Source organism: Sphingomonas sp. SP4, from assembly GCF_058313375.1.
In genome coordinates this window covers 138,419-156,168 of record NZ_JBZFLE010000002.1, presented here as the reverse complement: position 1 = coordinate 156,168, position 17,750 = coordinate 138,419, and the positions used below count along the sequence as shown (strand labels likewise).

19 protein-coding genes, 1 tRNA gene and 1 pseudogene are annotated in these 17,750 nt (G+C 58.8%); 7 read left to right on the top strand and 14 right to left on the bottom strand.

What is annotated here, in order from left to right:
• Positions 1-104: 104 nt before the first annotated feature.
• On the bottom strand, positions 105-281 hold the full coding sequence (locus AC4GYV_RS10010; protein WP_491100564.1) for a hypothetical protein: 177 nt from the start codon (positions 279-281) through the stop codon (positions 105-107).
• Between the two features lie 526 nt (positions 282-807).
• Between AC4GYV_RS10010 and AC4GYV_RS10005 the strand changes: the two genes are divergently transcribed.
• Entirely contained in the window at positions 808-1,302 is a 495-nt protein-coding gene (locus tag AC4GYV_RS10005) for a DUF3833 family protein (protein ID WP_491100563.1), read from the top strand.
• A 369-nt stretch (positions 1,303-1,671) separates the two neighbouring features.
• Complete coding sequence (locus AC4GYV_RS10000; RefSeq protein ID WP_491100562.1) at positions 1,672-1,884, top strand: hypothetical protein; 213 nt, start codon at positions 1,672-1,674, stop codon at positions 1,882-1,884.
• A 178-nt stretch (positions 1,885-2,062) separates the two neighbouring features.
• Here AC4GYV_RS10000 and AC4GYV_RS09995 read toward each other — a convergent pair whose 3' ends face one another.
• Positions 2,063-2,335 carry a UrcA family protein gene (locus tag AC4GYV_RS09995; protein ID WP_491101584.1) on the bottom strand — a complete coding sequence of 91 codons (273 nt, stop codon included), beginning with the start codon at positions 2,333-2,335 and terminating at the stop codon, positions 2,063-2,065.
• A gap of 226 nt (positions 2,336-2,561) precedes the next feature.
• Here AC4GYV_RS09995 and AC4GYV_RS09990 point away from each other — a divergent pair, with 226 nt between their 5' ends.
• Positions 2,562-2,894 carry a hypothetical protein gene (locus AC4GYV_RS09990; RefSeq protein WP_491100561.1) on the top strand — a complete coding sequence of 111 codons (333 nt, stop codon included), beginning with the start codon at positions 2,562-2,564 and terminating at the stop codon, positions 2,892-2,894.
• A 315-nt stretch (positions 2,895-3,209) separates the two neighbouring features.
• On the opposite strand, the gene AC4GYV_RS09985 is transcribed toward AC4GYV_RS09990, so the two are convergent.
• From AC4GYV_RS09985 to AC4GYV_RS09955, 7 genes and pseudogenes are all read right to left on the bottom strand, one after another.
• Positions 3,210-3,416 (bottom strand): cold-shock protein, encoded by a 207-nt coding sequence (locus AC4GYV_RS09985; protein WP_491100560.1) that lies wholly within the window; start codon positions 3,414-3,416, stop codon positions 3,210-3,212.
• A 742-nt stretch (positions 3,417-4,158) separates the two neighbouring features.
• Positions 4,159-5,007 carry a fatty acid desaturase gene (locus tag AC4GYV_RS09980; RefSeq protein WP_491101583.1) on the bottom strand — a complete coding sequence of 283 codons (849 nt, stop codon included), beginning with the start codon at positions 5,005-5,007 and terminating at the stop codon, positions 4,159-4,161.
• Between the two features lie 33 nt (positions 5,008-5,040).
• Positions 5,041-5,193, bottom strand: a pseudogene (locus AC4GYV_RS09975) (hypothetical protein); the annotation flags it as partial.
• Entirely contained in the window at positions 5,165-5,356 is a 192-nt protein-coding gene (locus AC4GYV_RS09970; protein WP_491100559.1) for a hypothetical protein, read from the bottom strand. The gene AC4GYV_RS09970 and the pseudogene AC4GYV_RS09975, both read right to left, overlap by 29 nt.
• Positions 5,357-5,386: 30 nt before the next feature.
• A complete protein-coding gene (locus AC4GYV_RS09965) occupies positions 5,387-5,587 on the bottom strand; it encodes a hypothetical protein (protein ID WP_491100558.1) in 201 nt (66 codons plus the stop codon).
• A 1,861-nt stretch (positions 5,588-7,448) separates the two neighbouring features.
• Positions 7,449-7,679: a hypothetical protein gene (locus tag AC4GYV_RS09960; protein ID WP_491100557.1), complete on the bottom strand. Its 231-nt coding sequence runs from the start codon at positions 7,677-7,679 to the stop codon at positions 7,449-7,451.
• On the bottom strand, positions 7,679-7,897 hold the full coding sequence (locus AC4GYV_RS09955; protein ID WP_491100556.1) for a hypothetical protein: 219 nt from the start codon (positions 7,895-7,897) through the stop codon (positions 7,679-7,681). Before AC4GYV_RS09955 ends, AC4GYV_RS09960 begins: the two co-directional genes overlap by 1 nt.
• 619 nt (positions 7,898-8,516) lie before the next feature.
• On the opposite strand from AC4GYV_RS09955, the gene AC4GYV_RS09950 reads away from it, so the two are divergent.
• Positions 8,517-8,783 carry a hypothetical protein gene (locus tag AC4GYV_RS09950; RefSeq protein ID WP_491100555.1) on the top strand — a complete coding sequence of 89 codons (267 nt, stop codon included), beginning with the start codon at positions 8,517-8,519 and terminating at the stop codon, positions 8,781-8,783.
• A gap of 2,395 nt (positions 8,784-11,178) precedes the next feature.
• Here AC4GYV_RS09950 and AC4GYV_RS09945 read toward each other — a convergent pair.
• Entirely contained in the window at positions 11,179-11,700 is a 522-nt protein-coding gene (locus AC4GYV_RS09945; RefSeq protein WP_491100554.1) for a hypothetical protein, read from the bottom strand.
• A gap of 265 nt (positions 11,701-11,965) precedes the next feature.
• Between AC4GYV_RS09945 and AC4GYV_RS09940 the strand changes: the two genes are divergently transcribed.
• Positions 11,966-13,033: an extracellular catalytic domain type 1 short-chain-length polyhydroxyalkanoate depolymerase gene (locus AC4GYV_RS09940; RefSeq protein WP_491101582.1), complete on the top strand. Its 1,068-nt coding sequence runs from the start codon at positions 11,966-11,968 to the stop codon at positions 13,031-13,033.
• Positions 13,034-13,090: 57 nt separating this feature from the next.
• Here AC4GYV_RS09940 and AC4GYV_RS09935 read toward each other — a convergent pair whose 3' ends face one another.
• The 3 genes from AC4GYV_RS09935 to AC4GYV_RS09925 form a co-directional block, all read right to left on the bottom strand.
• Positions 13,091-13,459, bottom strand: a complete 369-nt coding sequence (locus AC4GYV_RS09935) for a response regulator (protein ID WP_491100553.1) — start codon at positions 13,457-13,459, stop codon at positions 13,091-13,093.
• Positions 13,456-14,973 (bottom strand): sensor histidine kinase, encoded by a 1,518-nt coding sequence (locus AC4GYV_RS09930; RefSeq protein ID WP_491100552.1) that lies wholly within the window; start codon positions 14,971-14,973, stop codon positions 13,456-13,458. Before AC4GYV_RS09930 ends, AC4GYV_RS09935 begins: the two co-directional genes overlap by 4 nt.
• Positions 14,974-15,373: 400 nt before the next feature.
• Positions 15,374-15,447, bottom strand: a tRNA-Gln gene (locus tag AC4GYV_RS09925).
• A gap of 157 nt (positions 15,448-15,604) precedes the next feature.
• On the opposite strand from AC4GYV_RS09925, the gene AC4GYV_RS09920 reads away from it, so the two are divergent.
• On the top strand, positions 15,605-16,663 hold the full coding sequence (locus AC4GYV_RS09920; protein WP_491100551.1) for a Ppx/GppA phosphatase family protein: 1,059 nt from the start codon (positions 15,605-15,607) through the stop codon (positions 16,661-16,663).
• A complete protein-coding gene (locus AC4GYV_RS09915) occupies positions 16,651-17,301 on the top strand; it encodes an RlmE family RNA methyltransferase (RefSeq protein ID WP_491101581.1) in 651 nt (216 codons plus the stop codon). Before AC4GYV_RS09920 ends, AC4GYV_RS09915 begins: the two co-directional genes overlap by 13 nt.
• Here AC4GYV_RS09915 and AC4GYV_RS09910 read toward each other — a convergent pair.
• Complete coding sequence (locus AC4GYV_RS09910) at positions 17,298-17,726, bottom strand: SET domain-containing protein (protein WP_491100550.1); 429 nt, start codon at positions 17,724-17,726, stop codon at positions 17,298-17,300. The genes AC4GYV_RS09915 and AC4GYV_RS09910 overlap by 4 nt on opposite strands.
• Positions 17,727-17,750: the final 24 nt, after the last annotated feature.

The following is a 17,750-nucleotide window of genomic DNA, read 5'->3' as shown; positions in this document are numbered from 1 at the left end:
GTCGACGGCCCGAAGGGGACCTCTCCAATGTCCGCAATGGATCGAACGCTGAAGGAAAGCTGAAGTTAGAGCGGGGGGCGACTTCGTGCGATCGCCGCACTTTCTTATGCGGGCAGGTACCGAAAGATCCGCCGTTCGAGGTTTTCCAGCTCCTGCTGCAAAGCCTTCAATTTCGCGGGGTCCTTCTCTGCTTCGGAGAGCAAGCTGATCTGGATCGCGATGTGATCGCGTTCATCGTTCAAACTATCGAGAACGGCGTCAGTCCTCAGCAGCCTATCCATTGAGCCTCCATGTCTGAGACTCAGATGGGCCTTAGGTAGTCTGATTACATCACGTCCTTTATTCGTCCGCGCTTAAAGTCCGCTTTGGGTCGAAAGCAGACGCGAGCTCCATCCACATCCGACATTAGCAAGCCCGGCTGGATAGGAGTAAGAATGTCGGTATCGCCGACAGTGGCCTTCAGCGAGTCGGTGGCAGAGAGACCAGGCGTCGTGCTCCCGCTGTTCAAGGAGCATGGCTATGCCTCCAAAAGATCTCTCGTTTGGGAGCCCCGGGGCCCTGAGTACTGATGGGCCAACTGACGCTGTTGACATGATCCTCGTGTCTTTGGGCAAGAATCTCGACGCTGCCAGTTTCGGCGGTGAAGAGTTAGAAATCACTCAGGAGCTGCGTCGGCTCATGAACGAAATCCGAGTCAACCTGCGATAATCGGAGTGGCCGTTGGAGGTCCTAGAGTTAGCCGGGGGCTTAGGTCCGATAAGGGTCGGAAGCGGACATCGGGGCGTTAATTCAGCGATGGCTGTGTCATTGCATCTCACGATTGGATTGACGCTCTCAATTGCGGCAAGCGGATGCGGCACAGCCCACAAGCCTCCTTTAGCCCCCGCCGAAGCGCTCGATCCCATCGCTTTCTTTACGGGTCGGACTCACGGCCAAGGCCGGTTGGATAAGCTATTTAGCGACGCAACGAGTGTGACCGTCGACAGTATCGGGCGAAAGCAGGGTGAAACGCTCATTCTCGACCAGACAATTCGAGAAGGCGAGAAACCAAAGCGCGTGCGTCGCTGGACGATGCGTTTAGTTGGACCAAACCGGTATTCAGGAACTTTGACCGACGCAACCAGCCCGGTGGACGTCACAGTCGCCGGCTCAAGCGCTTATGTCAGCTACAAGATGAAAGGCGGCCTGCGCGTGCGGCAACGGCTTTCACTTCAGGGTGACGGAGAGATAATTCTGAATCACCTCGAGGTTCGCAAATTTGGAGCGCGTGTGGCTTCGCTCAACGAAACGATCCGCAAGTGAAGACCCACACCGCTAGTTCGGCAGTCCATCACTACAAAATAGGGGGTAAGGGCTAGATGGCATTCTCGCGCGCCTGGGGGAAAGTATTGTCTTGGATGGTTAGTCTTAAAGGTCGGCCAGGGCCTGAGAGAATCAAGCCTCAGTCAGGCCCGCTCACGACCCACTCTCACGACGCGGAAGATGTTCAAACGAAGCTTCCGCAAAATACTGTCGTTGGCTGTCGTGATCGAGCTGCCGCCGATTTACAGGACGCGGCAATCTCGACCAATCGAAACGAGCGCAAACGGCTTAGATTAAGCGCAAAGCGATGGACTCGTCGCGGGGACATGTTGGAGCGCATAGTGAAAAGCTTTCGGAAGCGAGCGTCGCTTGACGAAGCTTCAAGGCAATATCGACGCGATCGAAACCTCAACGGATCTTGACCAGATGTCCATGGCCCAACCCTACGGCGAAGGTTCTAATCGCATGAAACCCGCCACCCAGATCAGTCGTGTGCTGCTTCAACGGTGTCGCGATCGCTTGGCGGAAATGAAGAAGGTGCTCCAGCGTCGTGACGGGATTGCCGTTCCAGCCAACGACTGACGGAGGCTGGAATCGACATGGCCGTGCCGACGAGAGAGTATATGTCTGCTTTCGACCCCAACGGACATTCGGTGAACTGCATTGTGCGCGGTAAGGATCGCCTCGCCCTTGATATGACACTAAGGAAGCTAGTGGCCCCCGTTTCAGGGGGCCACCGTAGCGCGGCTGGGGAGGGGCGCTACTTCGCGAGAGTGATTGTGATCACTCCCGCGGCAATTGAAGAGTTGCTTGCCGACGCAATTTCGTGCGCTCGCTGAACGGCCTGTGCGACCTGCGGATCGGCCTGGCTCCATGCAGAGGCCTGGCACTTGCGGGTCTCTACATTCGGTAGAAAGCTAAAAGTGCCGCCACCAGTCGTTTCCAAACAAAGGCTATTGATTGCACCGCCGAGACGTCGATTGAGAGCCGACTTGCCGGTCAACGAAGCTAGGTCGAGATCTGCGTAGTTGATGTGCCTCGTCCACGATATGAATGCTTACGGTTCTTCTCACGTTCACCTGGTTCGCGATGAGGTCAGGCGGGGGCGTCTGATCGGATCAGCCAATGTCCGACTTCCACCCAGATGCGACCTTAGCAGCTCAGGTCTGATTTCGACCCATTCCTGCCATTGGCCGGCCCACTCGTTCTATTTGTGCTACACATGATGCGCCGAATCGCCCCTCGACAGGAGGAGCGCTGTGAAAAACACCACCAAGCAGACGATAACGGTGAATGGTGATCTGGAATTCACCGTCACGCCGTCGAAATTCGAGCCAAACTTCAACCTCGACCACATCGATGCCGACCGGCTTTCAAGGGGCCGAGCAAAGATCGAGGCTGGTGAATTCATCGGAGACTGTTGTTCGACCAAAGTTTACGGAATTGTCGAAGACGGCATCGTTCGGAAGCTCGAATTCACGAAATGCAAGGATGCAAAAAAAAACCGCCCAAGTTCCTCAAGGCTCCGCTTGCCAAGGCAATGGAAGCGATCAAGCCGGCAACCGGCGGCTCCTTCAAGCCGATGCCCGTAAAGGATTTTATGAGCCGCGCGGGGCGCGGGCTTATTGATGTCGGCGGTGGATGCATCACCATCTGCATCTTTCTACTGCTGCGTATTGGATAACGATGTGCTTTGCGGTGTGCCGATCATCGTAAAGGGCTGAATGAACCTATGGGCGAAGCCAGTCCTTGAGACTCGCGCCGTAACGTCCGCTTTCGACCCGAAGCTGACATTACGGGTAGTTATAATTCCACCGAATACGGCGACATAAAGAAGGGCGCCCAACCGAGGTCAGGCGCCCTTCCTTCGACGCGATGAAATTTCGCCCCGCGTCGCGTCGTTCGTCTTAGACGGTCTGAAGGTTCAACGCACACGGCGCGTTGTTGTAGGTCCCCGTCTCATAGGAGAGACGCTGGCCCACCGTAGGAAGGCGGTCCTTGGCCCACGCGATGGCGCTCTTATGGAAACGGATCAGGTCGCTTCCAACCTCAGGCTTGATTTCGCCACTGCCCTTGATCGTGTCGAATGACTGCACGGTTCCAAAAAGCTTCATGATGAGTTCCTTTCCGGGCACGCGCCGAAATTGGCGCCGTACCTGCTAGGAGACGTTAAAGAGGGAGGAAGGTGCGTCTTAGCGCCAAAAACCGTCGATCTCGACTGGTAGCAACGAGGGTTATAGGCCAGTTCCGAGGAAACGCAATAGACCGAAGTCAATTGTCTGCCAGTTTAAAGCCCAAATTTTATTATAGGGAAGATCTATCTTATTGGTATCGAGCTGATCGACGTGGCAATTTCTGCCCCGCGCATAATTTTTGATTTAAGGTCAGCTGATCCAATATCCTACGCTTTTTGGATTGGTCGCTAGGGCGATTGGCGCCGACAATCCGCCCGTCGGCTCTTTACGGACTGTGGAATGGCCCGCTTTCCAGCCAAAGCAGAAATTAAGCTCGAGTTGCCTTGGTAGGGGGGCTACGAGTTCGCGATCAGCTCGAGCTTGCCTGCTCGAGCATCATGTGCATCGGCCATTTCGATCAGCGCAGCCTTCGACGAGTCGGTCAAAGCCGTCGCAGCGTTCGCACGGCAGCGCCGGGCAAGTTCTCGATATCGTGCACCGGGTGGCCCCATGCTGTCTTAGCGTTTGGACGCTCCACCGAGTTCCAAAGCGCTAGCCTCCGCTTTCCACCCAAAGCAGACATTAGCGATAGCGGATCTAAAAGAAGTGCGGAAATTCGTGCGGGTTCTGACCGAGGCTGAGCAAACTCCAAAGCCAGGCTCAAACCCAAAAAGTCTGAAGCTTAGGCAGCTACCACGTCTTTCATATTGTCGGGCATCGGCCGCACGACACGATTGTGGAGCCTGAACCTGCGGCTAAAGAGGACGTGGAACAGCAACACTGTCCACGACCGATGGTGATAGAGGCTATCGTAGAACTCGGGCGCCGTGGCGCGCACCCTAGGAAGGCTTGACCACGGCACCTGCGGAAAGTCGTGATGTTCGTTATGATAGCCCATATTGAACGACACCTTATTGAGCGGGCCGTAGTAGGAGTATGTTTCCTGCCCTTCCCTGAACACGAAATGCTCCTGAACCCAGCGCGCACCCACCGGGTGCAGGCCAAGCGAGAATAAAGTCGAGGCGAACAGGTAGGCCACGGGCCACCATCCGAAGAACCAGACGATCGGCGCCATCGCTGCCATCATCGCCGCAGCGTTGAAAACCGACCAACCATCGACAGTACGGACGACCTTCACCGTCATCGGCCGCACGAAGGCCTGCACAGCCCAGTACATGCTGAGCCAGAGCGTCTTGCGCCACGAGCTGGTGCCAACCCATTGCGCTTCGCTTTGTGGCGGCACATCGGCATCCAGGCCGGGAATGCCGAGATATTTGTGATGCAGCAGGTGATGGTTCCGAAAGCCGATCGCTGCTGGAAAGACGATAGCGATATTGGCGAAAATCGAACCCAACCGGTTGGCGTTCGCTTTCCTGAACACGACGTTATGAGTGTAATCGTGAATCAACACGAAGAGCGCATGGTTGGCGAAGGCGCCGAACGCGTAGGCGACGAGGATGATGACCCACCAGGGCGCCTTGAATAACGTCAGTCCAATGCCGACGGCGATTTGCAGGGCGACCAGCAGCACTGTCCACAATGCCGACCGTAGATCGCGCTTGAAGAGCAGGCGCACTTCTGGGTGCGATGCGAGAATCTGTTTGGCCCGAGCCCGATGCGGCGGCGGAGTATCGCTGCGCGCGAAGGCCGCGCTGCGGGTTGTCCGAAGTCGGGTCCCTCGTGAGCGCTTAGCTGTTATTCGTCCCGTCCAGCTCATCGAGAATCCGTTCTGTCTCGGCGATCAGCCGTACGCGCTCTTCCTGATGGATTCCGGCCGACTTGAGACCCCCAGCCAGGACCGAAGCCGCATCCTCAGCTGACATTTGCCGCAAGCGCTGGTCAATGACCTTCAGTCTCGCGAGTATTTCTTCGTCGTTCATGCGTCTCTCCATGCGCTCAACCGACAATGCTTAAAGATCTGACGCGGGACGATCGTACAATGTAGAAAGTGTAGAACCGGAAATCGGGGTGTTCTCCCCGATGAAAGCCTCGGCCTCGCGCATCGTCGCGAAATGATGCTCCGTGGCTTCGCCAAGATGCCTCTGCAGGACCACGGTATAAGGAGACTTGGCGCTTCGGCGGTGCATGATGTGCCCGGCTACGGCGCTCATATGTCCGCCTTCATTTTCCCAAATCTCGCACTCGACCCGCATCGCTGCTTCCTCAGCTGCCGACCTGAAGATGCTAAAATACTTCCTGTGCGGGAGCGACATCTCAGAGGTCATTCGCGGAGCCCTTCCGTTACCGGAGTACGCCTGTGAGGCGGCCAAATGGCGCTAGGGATGGAAGGAAGCGCTCGCTGCGCGCTTGGAACCGTCAATAACGACAGGCGGCTATGCGTAGGTGGGGTGTCAACCCAGCATTTACTAGTCGCACGCCGGCCGCTCTACTTAAGGCTCAAGGCTCAGGAGAATGCGAAACCGAGGGCTGATCCGAAAACTACGGCTGTCAAAATAAGCGGAAGCGCCACACGCCAACTACTGCGAAATGTGTGGTCCATGATAATAATCCTATTGAAGCGTGAATTGAAACGCTGTGGCGTCGCTTCGTGAGGTCGAAGCGTCGTTTGACGATGGGTTTTGCTAATGCCCGAATGGGGGTGAGGTAGGATCTACATCGCGCCGTCGATGGCCTTTGTTTTCAACGGGTAACGAAAGACTAGTTCGTCGTCGACGTTGCGAATCTCAAGGAAGTCCACTGCTCCGTCCCTCACCGATTGGCAGTAAGCATCCTGCGCGTCTGTGAGTGTGTTGGGCCAGATCTCGTCCGTGAATTGTCCCTTCCTACAACGCCGGATTAGCAGCACCGCGGCGCCTCCCACGCTTCGGGGTGAGGGCAATTTTGACGTTTATTGCGTCGTGCATGGACTCGAAAGTGGGCGCGCCACCTGCGACAGTCGAGATGGGCCACAGCAGGCACCGCTGCCGCTATAACCTCCTTGCCGCCTCTAGAGCCGAACACGCTGGGCCTCAGGGTCCAGCGGATGCAATTTTGCTGCTAATCTCGCTTGGTCGCGTTCGAGCTGTTCGGCTCGGATGCTCCACATTGCGGCGCTTCGTTCGAGCAGAGCCCTTTCGTTGGCGGTGAGTGTGTTCATCGCCAGCACCAGGTTTTCCTTAGCCTTTGCACGACAATTTTCCGGCGTATCACGCTTTCTGCGCACATGTCCGCGCGACGCACTGAGCGGCGCAGCCTTGTTAGGTTTACTACTCATGGGAAGCTCCCTTCAGTAAGCGGGAGCGCAAATTGGTCTCTCAGGCGCGCGACGCTTACGGAATGAAGTTCGCGCGATGCCTCCTTGTACCACACTCCGCCCAAAGAACCTAAGAGTGCGTGACGTCTAGCGGGCTCGGTCCGAGACTCGCTCCTGTTGACTCGACTGCCTATTTGTCGCGCAAGGCGCTCCCAACGAAGCCGAATGGCTTCTTCGTTATCGACATATCGACACCAACGTCATGCAATAGCGGCTCAAGACTCTCAAACGTTTCATCGTGCGTGAACCAGTGCGGGTGGGCCGCGCGCGTGGCTGTTAGTGCCATGCCCCAGTCCGCCATGCCACGTTTCGACGCATTTCAATAAGCCGCTTAATCACGTCGCGTGCAGGCGAAAGGCGTCCTTGCGATACACAGGCGCAGTCTCGCTCATGGCGCTAATGTCCGCAATGGGTCGAAAGCCGACGCTTGAGGCTTAGACCGCATTCGGGATGCAGATAGTTGGCCATCGCGGGACGTCGCTCTCAACGAGGACGTTTAGCGATCGTATTCGTCCTCCGTTGGGAGTTCCTCAAACCTCGGCTCGTATTCCTTTTCGCGGTAGGAGCTTTCGCTGATGTAACTGGCCACGCTGCCAACCAGGACGTAAGCCATGGGCTCGTGATCCCCGCTGGGTTCAGTCCTGTATTGGCCCTGGGGCCTCTTAGTCGCCATTGTCACCTCCGACGTTTGCGCCGCGCAAAACACATGCGCAGGCTCCCTATGGTGCCGGTACAATGCGCAGTGCATCGATTGGAGCGCTGCTGGCGCGCATCAGTTCCGTCGCGTGATCGATCAGCTCGTCGAGTTGTTCGCGATTGAACCCAGCATAGCCCGGGCGAAGCTCCAGGGCAGTCTCAACACAAAGGACAATGCGGCGGTCTCGGCCGTTGATCTCCCACTCATGCCAGCAACGCAACACGCCTCGATCTTCATCTCTGGTTGGAGCCATCACCTCGCTCGCTTGGCGGCAGCGATAGCGTCACTCGCGTGCGTATAGCGAAAGCCGCCCCATTCGTAGACCGTCGTCGGGATGCACTCTATCCCGAAACGTTCCAGTTCCGAGCTGAGATCTTGCGGCGTGGTTCGTCTCGGCGAGACTTGTCCACCTTCGTTCTCCCAGCGGTCACTGGCATCGCGAGTTTGATCCGGCGTTGGTTTTCGAGCCATTTTAAAGCGCCTTGAGCCCGAGCTCGTGCCCGTCCGGTAAGCGGGAGCACATTTGGTCTCTCAGGCGCGCGACGCTTACGGGACGAAGTTCACGCGATGTCGCGTTTTAGCATATCGGCGCTTAGGGACCTAACGAAAGCCTAGCGGAGATATCAACAAGCCCGTTCACGGCCGGCGCTTCTCACCACGCGGCGTGTCTCCACGCTGCCCCCGGATCGCAAGATGTCTGCTTTGGGTCGAAATGGGCGTTGGACATCCGTCGCGAACTTAAACTCATTCGGTGCCCGGCACTTGCGGAACTCCGGCCCGCGCCCCATCCTGTAGATAGCGCACCAATCTGCCTGAGCACGATGCGCTTGAGAGATAGCCACTCCCGCTCGTTCAGGAGATCGCTATGTCGGCGCCAACCTTCCATCTATCAGACGAGCCTAGCGAATTAAGCCTGCGTCAGCTGACACGCAGCCTTAACGACTATTGTGCTAGGAACGAAATGAGCCCGAAAAACCGCGCTCATCGGTTACGCGTGATCCGGCAGCAAACGGAGTTAGCCGCTCGACAATCAGCTCCGGACGCCGGTGTCTCTGCCAATCGTTCGTAAAGGTGTTGGACGGAGACAACCATGATGCCGGGCAAGCCGCGAACGAGCGGTGACAATACATTTTTGGACGTTCCTATCGACGGGAAGAGCAGACGTGTGTCGGTCTCTCGGAAGGCCATTGAAGTCTATTTGCGCTTGTCCAATGAACAGGCGGTCGAGATGACCGCAGAGGACCGTCAGCACTTCGTTCAATTCCACCTGACCAAGGTGGTGGCCGCGGCGCATCGAAAGCTGGCGGCAACTTACCCGCTCGCAGACCTGATCGTTATCGCGGCCGGCGAGTTGTAGCATTGACGCTGCCGCCGCCCTGCGTCGGGCCTTCCGAGCAGCTGACAAGAAAAGAGCAGTCCTAAGCCGCGAAGTTTAGGCTGCTCTTTTCCTCATGGCGTCAGTCGGGGTTAGGACCGACGTCTGAATCCAACGAGCTCGCATGGGGGATGTTCCTACTGCCGAAAGACGTATCCGCCACTGACGGGCTGGACGAAAGCTCGGTAGGCAGCCTCGCGGGCGCGAGCTAGCCCCCGTTCCAGCGTTAGCTTTGGGCGAAAGCAGTCGTGGCAAACGGCGGAAAGCTCTAATGCTAATTGCATGGTTAGGCTGCTTTCCAAGTGGCCGCCCCGCTATGAAGTCGGCACGGATACCGGACCGACCGAGAATGGTGTTCACGACGTCCGAGTGGTGGTGCGCATGAGCATCGCCAATAGCCGTAGGAACATAGACCCTACCGCGAAGGTTTGGATGCTATGAAACCCACCTATCAAATCAATCGTGTGCTGCTTCAACGATGCCGCGATCGCTTGGCGCGAACGGAAAAGATGCTCCGACGCCGTTACGGGATCGCCTTGCCCGCCAACGATTGACGGGCTTCGCGGTGGATGACGAAAGACATGCGCGGAAGGCGATTGTCGTCTGACGACAACCAGCGGCCCACCTGGGCCGAGCTTGAGGGGTCGAACCGCGAACTTGGAGCAAGTCTGAAACGATCTGAGGATCTGGTTTCAGACTGTAAGGACGGATTCGTTGCAGCTTATGGGCTGCTGGTTCACGAACACCCTCCCCGCTAGCACCCCAGTAGCTTTCAGCACTCGGGAAATGGCTTCTCTAATGTCCGCGTCGGGTTAAACCGGACGTTCCGGTGCGGACGAAACAACTTCGAGAAGTGAAAGGCCGTTCAGCAGAGCGGTTGACCGACCGAGAGACTGACGGGCGATGGTTCACGGAAGCGGCGGCGCCCTATCTATTCTCGTCCCGACGGCGTATGTCCTCACAGCTACCAGTCGAGATCGACGGTTCTAAACGCCTCAGCGTTTCCCTCCATCCTTAGCGCCTCTTAGCCTCGGTGTGACCGCCCATGGTCAGCCGACGAGGAGATGCGCCCATGGAATCCAAGCGGACACCTAGGCCGAGGCACTTCTCAGTCTTCGCATCTGCGGCGGAAGAGCTTGAGATGAGCGTCGCGATGCAAAGGTGGGATAACGAAGGAGGTCGGGTTCGTATGAGAGCAGTTCGCATAAGGCACTGCTCGGACTCCGAAACTCCCTACATCGTCGTCCTGACGGACCGGGAAGGAAATTCGGTCGAGCGGTCGTTTGTTACGATGCGAGACGCTGAAGTTTTTCTGCGAACCCAAAGCCCGGCTTCAACACCGAGACTTTCTACCTTGTACGATCAACCGCCTCAAGTTGAGGCGAACCTCTAGCACGAAAGCTTTTCGATCATGGAACAGGCAATCAAGTTCAATTGGCGCACTGCGCTTCCGTTCGTTCTCACGGCGATTGTTATTGGCTCGGCTCTCGGGTTCGCGTTTGCTTGAGTGCATAATTAAAGGGCCGCACCCACCGATGCTAACTCGCCTTCGACTTCTCTGGTCGAGCGCACTCGTCGTGGCCGTCCTATCGCTGGCCGGCTGCGCCCAACCCACGCCCCCAAGCGCGTTCACGACTGTTTCAATCGAGCAATTGAAAAGAGATCCAAGCAACTGGATCGGTCGCCCGGTCGAGGTGGAGGGTGTGGTCAGCGCTGACACGGATTCCGCGAGCCTAAGGGAGAATTGCTCTTCGATGGCCAATTCGGTCCTTGTGCGCTGGCGGGATGTGCCCGGCTTCCGGCTGGGGGACGATGGCGCGAAAGTTCGGATTAGAGGCGTGTTCAGGAAGGGCGAAGGAGGCATGGGACGCCCGAGTGTGCAGAACGTGTCCATCCTTTGGCGCTTGCCACCCAATCTGCCACGTTGCCGGTATTGAGAGCGTGCGCTCCTCATAAACTCATACCCTGGGCGGGCAGTCCGCGTCGCTTCCTCCGCGTTGGTCCCGATCGTCGGCTCCAAGATCCCTTCGACAGGACACTACGACCAAATGAAAACAGTAAAAATTCGCTTTCCCAACGGCATTCTCGATTGGCCCGCGCGGAACCGGCTGCCGTCCCGCAACGAGCATCAGCTCCTGCCGATTCAATACGCTTTGGTGCCCGTTGCTAGCGAAGAATGGGTGTTCAAGCAGGTTATTGGGGGATGGTTCGCTCTGCCACGATGATATTGTGCGGACTTCTGAGGAAGTCCGGCTTGGGTCGAAGGCGGAGACCCCACTAGAGACGCAGCGAACTGCAGATTGCGAAAAGCCCGCGCCGAATGAACGACGCGGGCCTTGTAGGTAACAGGAGGTGAACCCTCCTCGTCAAAGCTCATTTATATTGCCGCGGTGCGCGCCTGCGTCGAATTGTGGCCGCCGTTGCGCAGTAGGATTTCCTGCGCGGTTTCCATCGGAACGCTCGATTGGTCCGCGTCGACCGACAGGAAGACGCCGCCGTCGTTAATGTGGCTCTCATAGTAGTTCGCATCCTCCTCACTGACGCCGTGGTGAGTAAACATTCCTGCGAGGCCGCCAGTAACCGCACCCGCGCCCGCGCCGATCGCCGCCGCTCCGGGAATAGCCCCTGAGGCGATCGCCCCGGCTGCGGCCAGCGGGCCGACGCCTGGGATCGCAAGGGCGGCTACGCCGAGTAGACCGCCGACGACCGCGCCGCCAAGCGCGCCCTTGACAGTGCCACTGTCGTTCATCCCGTCATCCCCCTCAACATTGTCCTGCCCGCCGTGGCGGCCGACGATGGAAATGCACTTCTGTTCGATACCCGCCGAGCGAAGCTCGGTCATGGCACGTTTGGCCTCTGCGCTACTGTCGAACACGGCCGATGCGATACGCTCGCTCATAAATTCTCCTGTGGGGAATGCGCGGAGCGATGAGCCGCCCGCTCACATGACCAAGCGCTTGAAGCTTCGTGGTGTTCCTCGGCTAACGTCAAAGCAATCTTTGTTTGGAATGCGGAATTTCAGCGACCAGATATCGCGGCCTGAGCATTGATACGCCCGGGACAGGGGCCATATTGTGCAGTGCAGCAAAATTCCGACGCTGTCATCGTTCTTACGGAGTTTGCCTGTGCGTAGCCTGTCCGACACTCTTTTCCGCCTGAGGCGGATGTCCAGCGGGTTGCCCCAACATTCGGCCACCAGCAAACGCCTGAGGCCCTTCGGTGGCTTTGGATCGAACCCCGGGCAACTCAGAGCCTGGATATACGTACCTGAAAGTGCCGGGCCGGGAGCCGCGCTCGTGGTCGTTCTCCATGGATGCACGCAGAACGTGGCGGGCTACGATGAGAGCTCCGGCTGGTCACGGCTCGCGGAGCAACATGGCTTTCTACTGCTCTATCCAGAGCAGCAGCGGGTCAACAATCCCAACCTTTGCTTCAACTGGTTCTCGCCCGAGGATGCAGCACGCGAAAAGGGTGAGGCCCTGTCGGTCCGACAGATGATCGAGAGTGTGCAGGGCCGATATGAAACGGACCCTCGGCTCGTCTTTGTTACTGGCTTGTCGGCTGGGGGTGCGATGGCAGCTGCCATGCTCGCGACCTATCCGGAGGTTTTCGCTGGCGGTGCAGTGATCGCGGGATTGCCGTTCGGTGTTGCGCACTCGGTTCCTGAGGCGTTTGACCGAATGCGCGGATATGGGGGCCCCCGTCCGACAGCGCTGGCAGACTTGGTGAGAGCGGCGTCGTCCCATAACGACAAGTGGCCCATCTTATCGGTTTGGCATGGAAGCGCTGATCAGACCGTAGACCAATCCAATGCATCGGCACTGGTCGAACAATGGAGGTCGGTTCACGGCGCGCCCAAGAAGCCTGCCAGGTCTGATCTGGTGCACGGACACGCTCATCGCGTGTGGGTGGACTCAAAGGGCCGCGATGTGATCGAGGAATACAGCATTGCCGGTCTCGGCCACGGAACGCCTCTGGACACATTTGGCACCCGGCATGGCGAAAAAGTCGCGCCATTCATGCTTGAGGCAGGCATATCCTCCACCCGCCTCATCTCCCGCTTCTGGGGCATCGTCCTGGATGACCCTGTCGAGAGCCGCTCCAGATCTCGACTAGTTCATGATGCGGAGCCCCGCCTCCCACAGTACGATGCCGGCGAGTGGGCTAATCAAGCGGGAGCCGTTCAGAAGACCATCGAGGATGCGCTCCGGAGTGCTGGAATGATGAAGTGATTAGGCACTGGCCTAACGTCCGCAATGGGTGGAAAGCGGACATTAGCTGGAGAGAGCTCACAGCTTAAGGAGGCTCACCACGGCAGCAATGAGGGCCTGCTCCTTCACTGGCTTCTGCAGCCGCGGTGCAGAGTTGAAATCATCTGGGATGACCTCTTCGTCATAGCCGGTGACAAACGCGAACGGCACACCACGTTCTTGAAGCGCCTCAGACACTGCGAATGACGGACCACTGCCGAGATTGATGTCGACCAGCGCGCCGTCGATGCGCTCGTTACTCAGGAAGTCGAGTGCTTTGTCGATGCTTCTGGTCGGACCGAGCACCTTTGCGCCTGCGCTTTCGAGCCAGTTCTGGGTATCGCTCGCAAGGTAGAAGTCGTCCTCAAGCACCAGGATACGTCTGCCAACCAGATCACTCCAGCTCATACCCGCCGGTCCTGATCTGCGGCGGATGCGGACTCGAGGATGCTCCCGGTGGATCTTAGCGGGAATGCGATCGTGGCCGTCATTCCTTTCGGACCGAACTCGATCGTGCCACTCCCTTCCAGCTCATAAGGGACCCGCCTGGTGATCAGCTCAGTTCCGAAGCCTTGCCGGGCGGTCGAACCGCTCGCTTGGGCCCCGGGCTCTTCCCAAAGAAGCCTCACCCATTTTTCCCCATCTCGCACTTCGCTGTCCCAACTGATGCTCAGTTCTCCATTTTCGCCGAGTGCTCCGTACTTGATGGAGTTCGTAGCCAGCTCATGCACAGCCAGTTTGAGCACTTCGGCAGCCTTGGGCCACAACAGGATGGCTGGGCCTTCAGGCCCCAGACGATCCTCGTCCGCCGCGTGAGCCAGTAGCTCTTCTCGGACAATACCCTCGATCTCGACTCCTTCGCCGGGGCGACGGGAGAGAATGGATTGCGTGCGGGCCATGGCCTCCAGCCTCGCGGACAGGTGTTGCGCGTAGTCGAACGCGCTCATGTCCTCGCTTGCGGTCCTTGTCATAACGGAGCGGATCATCGCGAGGATGTTGCGGACGCGGTGCTGAAGCTCGGTGAGTAGCAGCCGCGCACGGCCTTCGCTCTCGCGCAGCGATTCCTCGGCGCGCTTGCGTGTCGTTACGTCGAGCACAGCTCCAGTGAACAGTACCGGCTGACCGTCTTTGAATGCGGTTCGGCCACGGGAGAAAACCCAGCGCTCGATCCCATCCTCGATCCCGATGACGCGGTATTCGATGGAGTAGAGACCAGAACCAGCAGGATCGATGCACTCGGCGATGGCAGCCTCGACACGAGGTCGATCTTCGGGGTGGATTGCCGCCAGAAACACATTCTTGTCGACATGAGCATCAGGGGGCAGCCCCCACATCGCCTTGAGCCCGGCATCCCAATCAAGCGCCCCCGTGAGCGGATTCCAGGTGTACGGCGATAAACCGACGAGCTCTATGGCTGCCTGGAGCCGCCCCTGGGTCTCGTGCAAGGCGGTGGTGCGCTGCTCCAGTTCTGCCCGTTCCGTTGCGGCCTCGTCGAGGGCCGAGGCCATCTGGGATGCGGCTGCGGCGAAGCGGGCGAGGCTTTGGAGAACGCGCGCATCCTCTGCATCGAACCGTCCCTCAGGCGTGTGCTTGATGGCCCAGATGGTGCCGACCGGGTTGCCCTTCACATGCCAGGGAGCGAGCAGGTTCTCGTAGATGCGTGGCCGGACCTCCAGGACGGCGGGAAAGGACCGTCCCGCTTCCTGGAACAGAAGGACGCAGTTGCGTTCCATGACCATTCCACAGGGGCTCGCCTCCTGGGTCATCGTGGCATGAAGGTTGGCCGCAATCGCCCCTGCTGCGGCGTGCCAGCGGATAATGCCGCCAGGCTCCAGAACGCTGATGCCAGCCGAATCCGCATGGCATAGCTCCAACACAAGTTCGGCGCATTTGTGGAGCACGCCCCGGGGATTGGTGGTCATCTCCTCGGCCAGAAGCCCGAGCGCTCTGTTCTCCGCTTCGTGGTTGGGGGTCCGTGAGGGTCGGCTCCCTAGCTCAGCCGTGATCAGGACATCATCGACGCCTGTCATAGCCCTCGTGCGATCCTTCGCTGCATCGTGTCTTTACAGAGACGAGGATGCAGAGTTCCTGTCTGTAATCTAAGTGAATCAGATTGCGTGACACACGCCATCGAACGCTCGCCGCGCGCTCGAGCAAGCTTCGGCACAGGACGTGCCTAATGTCCGCAATGGGTCGAAAGCGGACATTACCAAGTTCCCGGCGACGGTGGCTCCGCAAACCCGATGGGGGAGCGAATGAGGGAGCAACTAACTTGACTCACAGCCTTTCCTAAACAATTTCAATTGCTTAGGAGCTTTTTAATGGATGCCCCGCGTGGATTCGAACCACGATTGACGGAGTCAGAGTCCGTAGTCTTACCATTAGACGACGGGGCAACGCCGGTGTGCGACGGAGGGCGCGAGATACGAATGCGGCCGCTGGGTGTCAACGGCGCCAAACTAACCTCTGAACTTGCCCCGCACCCACATCTTGTGATTTAACCACGATCAAGTCAGCCGCGTAATCCGCGCGGTGCAGAAGAACGGGCGTGTAATGGCGCAGGGAGTCGCCAGTGCGCCGGCCCCGCAACAGAACTATGTTGCGTCGGGCGGGCCATCAAATTCAAAACCGCAGTTGAAGCGGGATCCGCACCGTCACACCTATGGTGCCATCGATCTCGGCACGAACAATTGTCGCCTGCTGATCGCCCGGCCGAGTGAAGGCGGCTTCACCGTCATCGATGCCTTTTCGCGTATTGTGCGGTTGGGCGAGGGGCTGTCGCGCAGCGGTACTTTGTCCGACGATGCAATGGACCGTGCGGTGGGCGCTTTGGCGATCTGCGCTGATAAGCTGCGTCGCCGCAACGTCTCCCTGACGCGCTCTGTGGCTACCGAGGCCTGCCGCCGCGCCAAGAATGGTTTCGAGTTCGCGGAACGTGTGCGGGAAGAGACGGGCATCGTTCTCGACATCATCGAGCCTGCTGAAGAAGCGCGTCTCGCCGTGCTCGGCTGCCACAAGCTGCTGGAGCCAGGCGATGGGCCGGCGCTGATCTTCGATATCGGCGGCGGGTCGACCGAGCTTGTGCTGATCGATCAGGAGCAGGGGCATACCCAGATTCGCGCATGGTGGAGCGCGCCGTGGGGCGTCGTCTCGTTGACCGAGAGCGAGGGCAAGGAAGCGCTCGAAGGCCCGGACCGGCTGCTGGCCTATAAGCGCATGCGCGAGCGTGCGCGGCGTGCATTTGCCAATTTCGCGACTTTGCTGCCTGAGGGGAGGGAAGGCATCCGCCTGCTGGGGACGAGTGGAACGGTGACTACACTTGCCAGCGTCCATCTCGCCCTTCCTGCCTATGATCGGCGTGCCGTCGACGGGCTGCACGTTCCCATTGAGGCGATGCAGAAGATCAGCACGATGATCGCCACGATGGATTATGACGAGCGCTCGGGCCTGCCGTGCATAGGCAGTGAGCGCGCCGATCTGGTGGTCGCTGGCTGCGCCATCCTCGAAGCGATCATGGAAATCTGGCCGGCGAAGAATCTGGGAATCGCCGACCGCGGCATCCGCGAAGGAATCCTGCGCTCGCTGATGGCCCGCGACGGCTGGCAGTTGTGAAGCGGATCCGGACCGCCAAGGGCCGCAAAGTCTCGTCGACACGCTGGCTGGAGCGGCAACTCAACGATCCCTACGTCAAGCGAGCCAAGGCAGAGAATTATCGAAGCCGCGCGGCCTACAAGCTCCTTGAGCTCGACGAGCGGTTCGGCTTGCTGAAGGGCGTGAAGTCGGTGGTCGACCTTGGGATCGCGCCGGGAGGCTGGAGCCAGGTCGTGAGGCGTCGCTCTACGCAGTCGAATGTCGTCGGGATCGACCTGCTTCCGACGGACCCGATCGACGGGGTGACCATCCTCCAGATGGATTTCATGGACGACACCGCGCCCGAAAAGCTTCGCGACGCCTTGGGCGGCCCGGCCGACCTCGTCCTATCGGACATGGCCGCGAATACCGTGGGACATCAGCAGACGGACCACCTGCGCACGATGGCGTTGGTCGAGGCCGGCCTGGAGTTCGCTCGCGAGGTGCTTCGGCCGGGCGGCGCCTATGTGGCGAAGGTGCTTGCCGGCGGCGCCGACAATGATTTGGTCGCCGAGCTGAAGCGAAACTTCACGAGCGTGAAGCACGCCAAGCCGCCCGCAAGCCGCAAGGATTCCAGCGAATGGTACGTCGTGGCCCAGGGCTTCAAGGGTGAAGTCTAGGCGACAGCGGCGGGCCGCGATCCGCCATTGCTTTTGCCCAGATAGGACGCACCGCGGGTCCGGATCGCATCGCAGATGGTGTTATAATCGGTCGTAAGCTCCGTACCTGCAGGAAGGTCCTCGGCCGCGATATCGTCTCCGAAAGCGATCCCCATTGAGATGGTGTTCGGCCAGTCGGAATGATTGAAGTGCCGCCCGTTGTCGCCGCACAGGACCCACAGGCCAGACTCCTGCTGAAAGGTCGAATAGGTCATCAGGAAGTCGCGCAGCTGCTCCGGCATCTCCTGAAGCTCGGCGTCGGAAAATATGCGGTCGATGCGGCTGTCGAACCGCCAGATGAGTTGGCCCTTCTTCACGTCCTCGAGCAGGAACACGCCGATCCCATGAATATCGCTGGGACGAAGCTCCGTTTCGACCATCAACATGATACGCGCTCCTTTTTCGAGCGC

Excerpts from the sequence above, each read along its gene's own strand:
- AC4GYV_RS10010 (WP_491100564.1), bottom strand. The coding sequence starts at position 281 with ATGGATAGGCTGCTGAGGACTGACGCCGTTCTCGATAGTTTGAACGAT.
- AC4GYV_RS09985 (WP_491100560.1), bottom strand. The coding sequence starts at position 3,416 with ATGAAGCTTTTTGGAACCGTGCAGTCATTCGACACGATCAAGGGCAGT.
- AC4GYV_RS09970 (WP_491100559.1), bottom strand. The coding sequence starts at position 5,356 with ATGAACGACGAAGAAATACTCGCGAGACTGAAGGTCATTGACCAGCGC.
- AC4GYV_RS09965 (WP_491100558.1), bottom strand. The coding sequence starts at position 5,587 with ATGAGCGCCGTAGCCGGGCACATCATGCACCGCCGAAGCGCCAAGTCT.
- AC4GYV_RS09960 (WP_491100557.1), bottom strand. The coding sequence starts at position 7,679 with ATGGCTCCAACCAGAGATGAAGATCGAGGCGTGTTGCGTTGCTGGCAT.
- AC4GYV_RS09955 (WP_491100556.1), bottom strand. The coding sequence starts at position 7,897 with ATGGCTCGAAAACCAACGCCGGATCAAACTCGCGATGCCAGTGACCGC.
- AC4GYV_RS09950 (WP_491100555.1), top strand. The coding sequence starts at position 8,517 with ATGATGCCGGGCAAGCCGCGAACGAGCGGTGACAATACATTTTTGGAC.
- AC4GYV_RS09945 (WP_491100554.1), bottom strand. The coding sequence starts at position 11,700 with ATGAGCGAGCGTATCGCATCGGCCGTGTTCGACAGTAGCGCAGAGGCC.
- AC4GYV_RS09940 (WP_491101582.1), top strand. The coding sequence starts at position 11,966 with ATGTCCAGCGGGTTGCCCCAACATTCGGCCACCAGCAAACGCCTGAGG.
- AC4GYV_RS09935 (WP_491100553.1), bottom strand. The coding sequence starts at position 13,459 with ATGAGCTGGAGTGATCTGGTTGGCAGACGTATCCTGGTGCTTGAGGAC.
- AC4GYV_RS09930 (WP_491100552.1), bottom strand. The coding sequence starts at position 14,973 with ATGACCACCAATCCCCGGGGCGTGCTCCACAAATGCGCCGAACTTGTG.
- AC4GYV_RS09920 (WP_491100551.1), top strand. The coding sequence starts at position 15,605 with ATGGCGCAGGGAGTCGCCAGTGCGCCGGCCCCGCAACAGAACTATGTT.
- AC4GYV_RS09910 (WP_491100550.1), bottom strand. The coding sequence starts at position 17,726 with ATGTTGATGGTCGAAACGGAGCTTCGTCCCAGCGATATTCATGGGATC.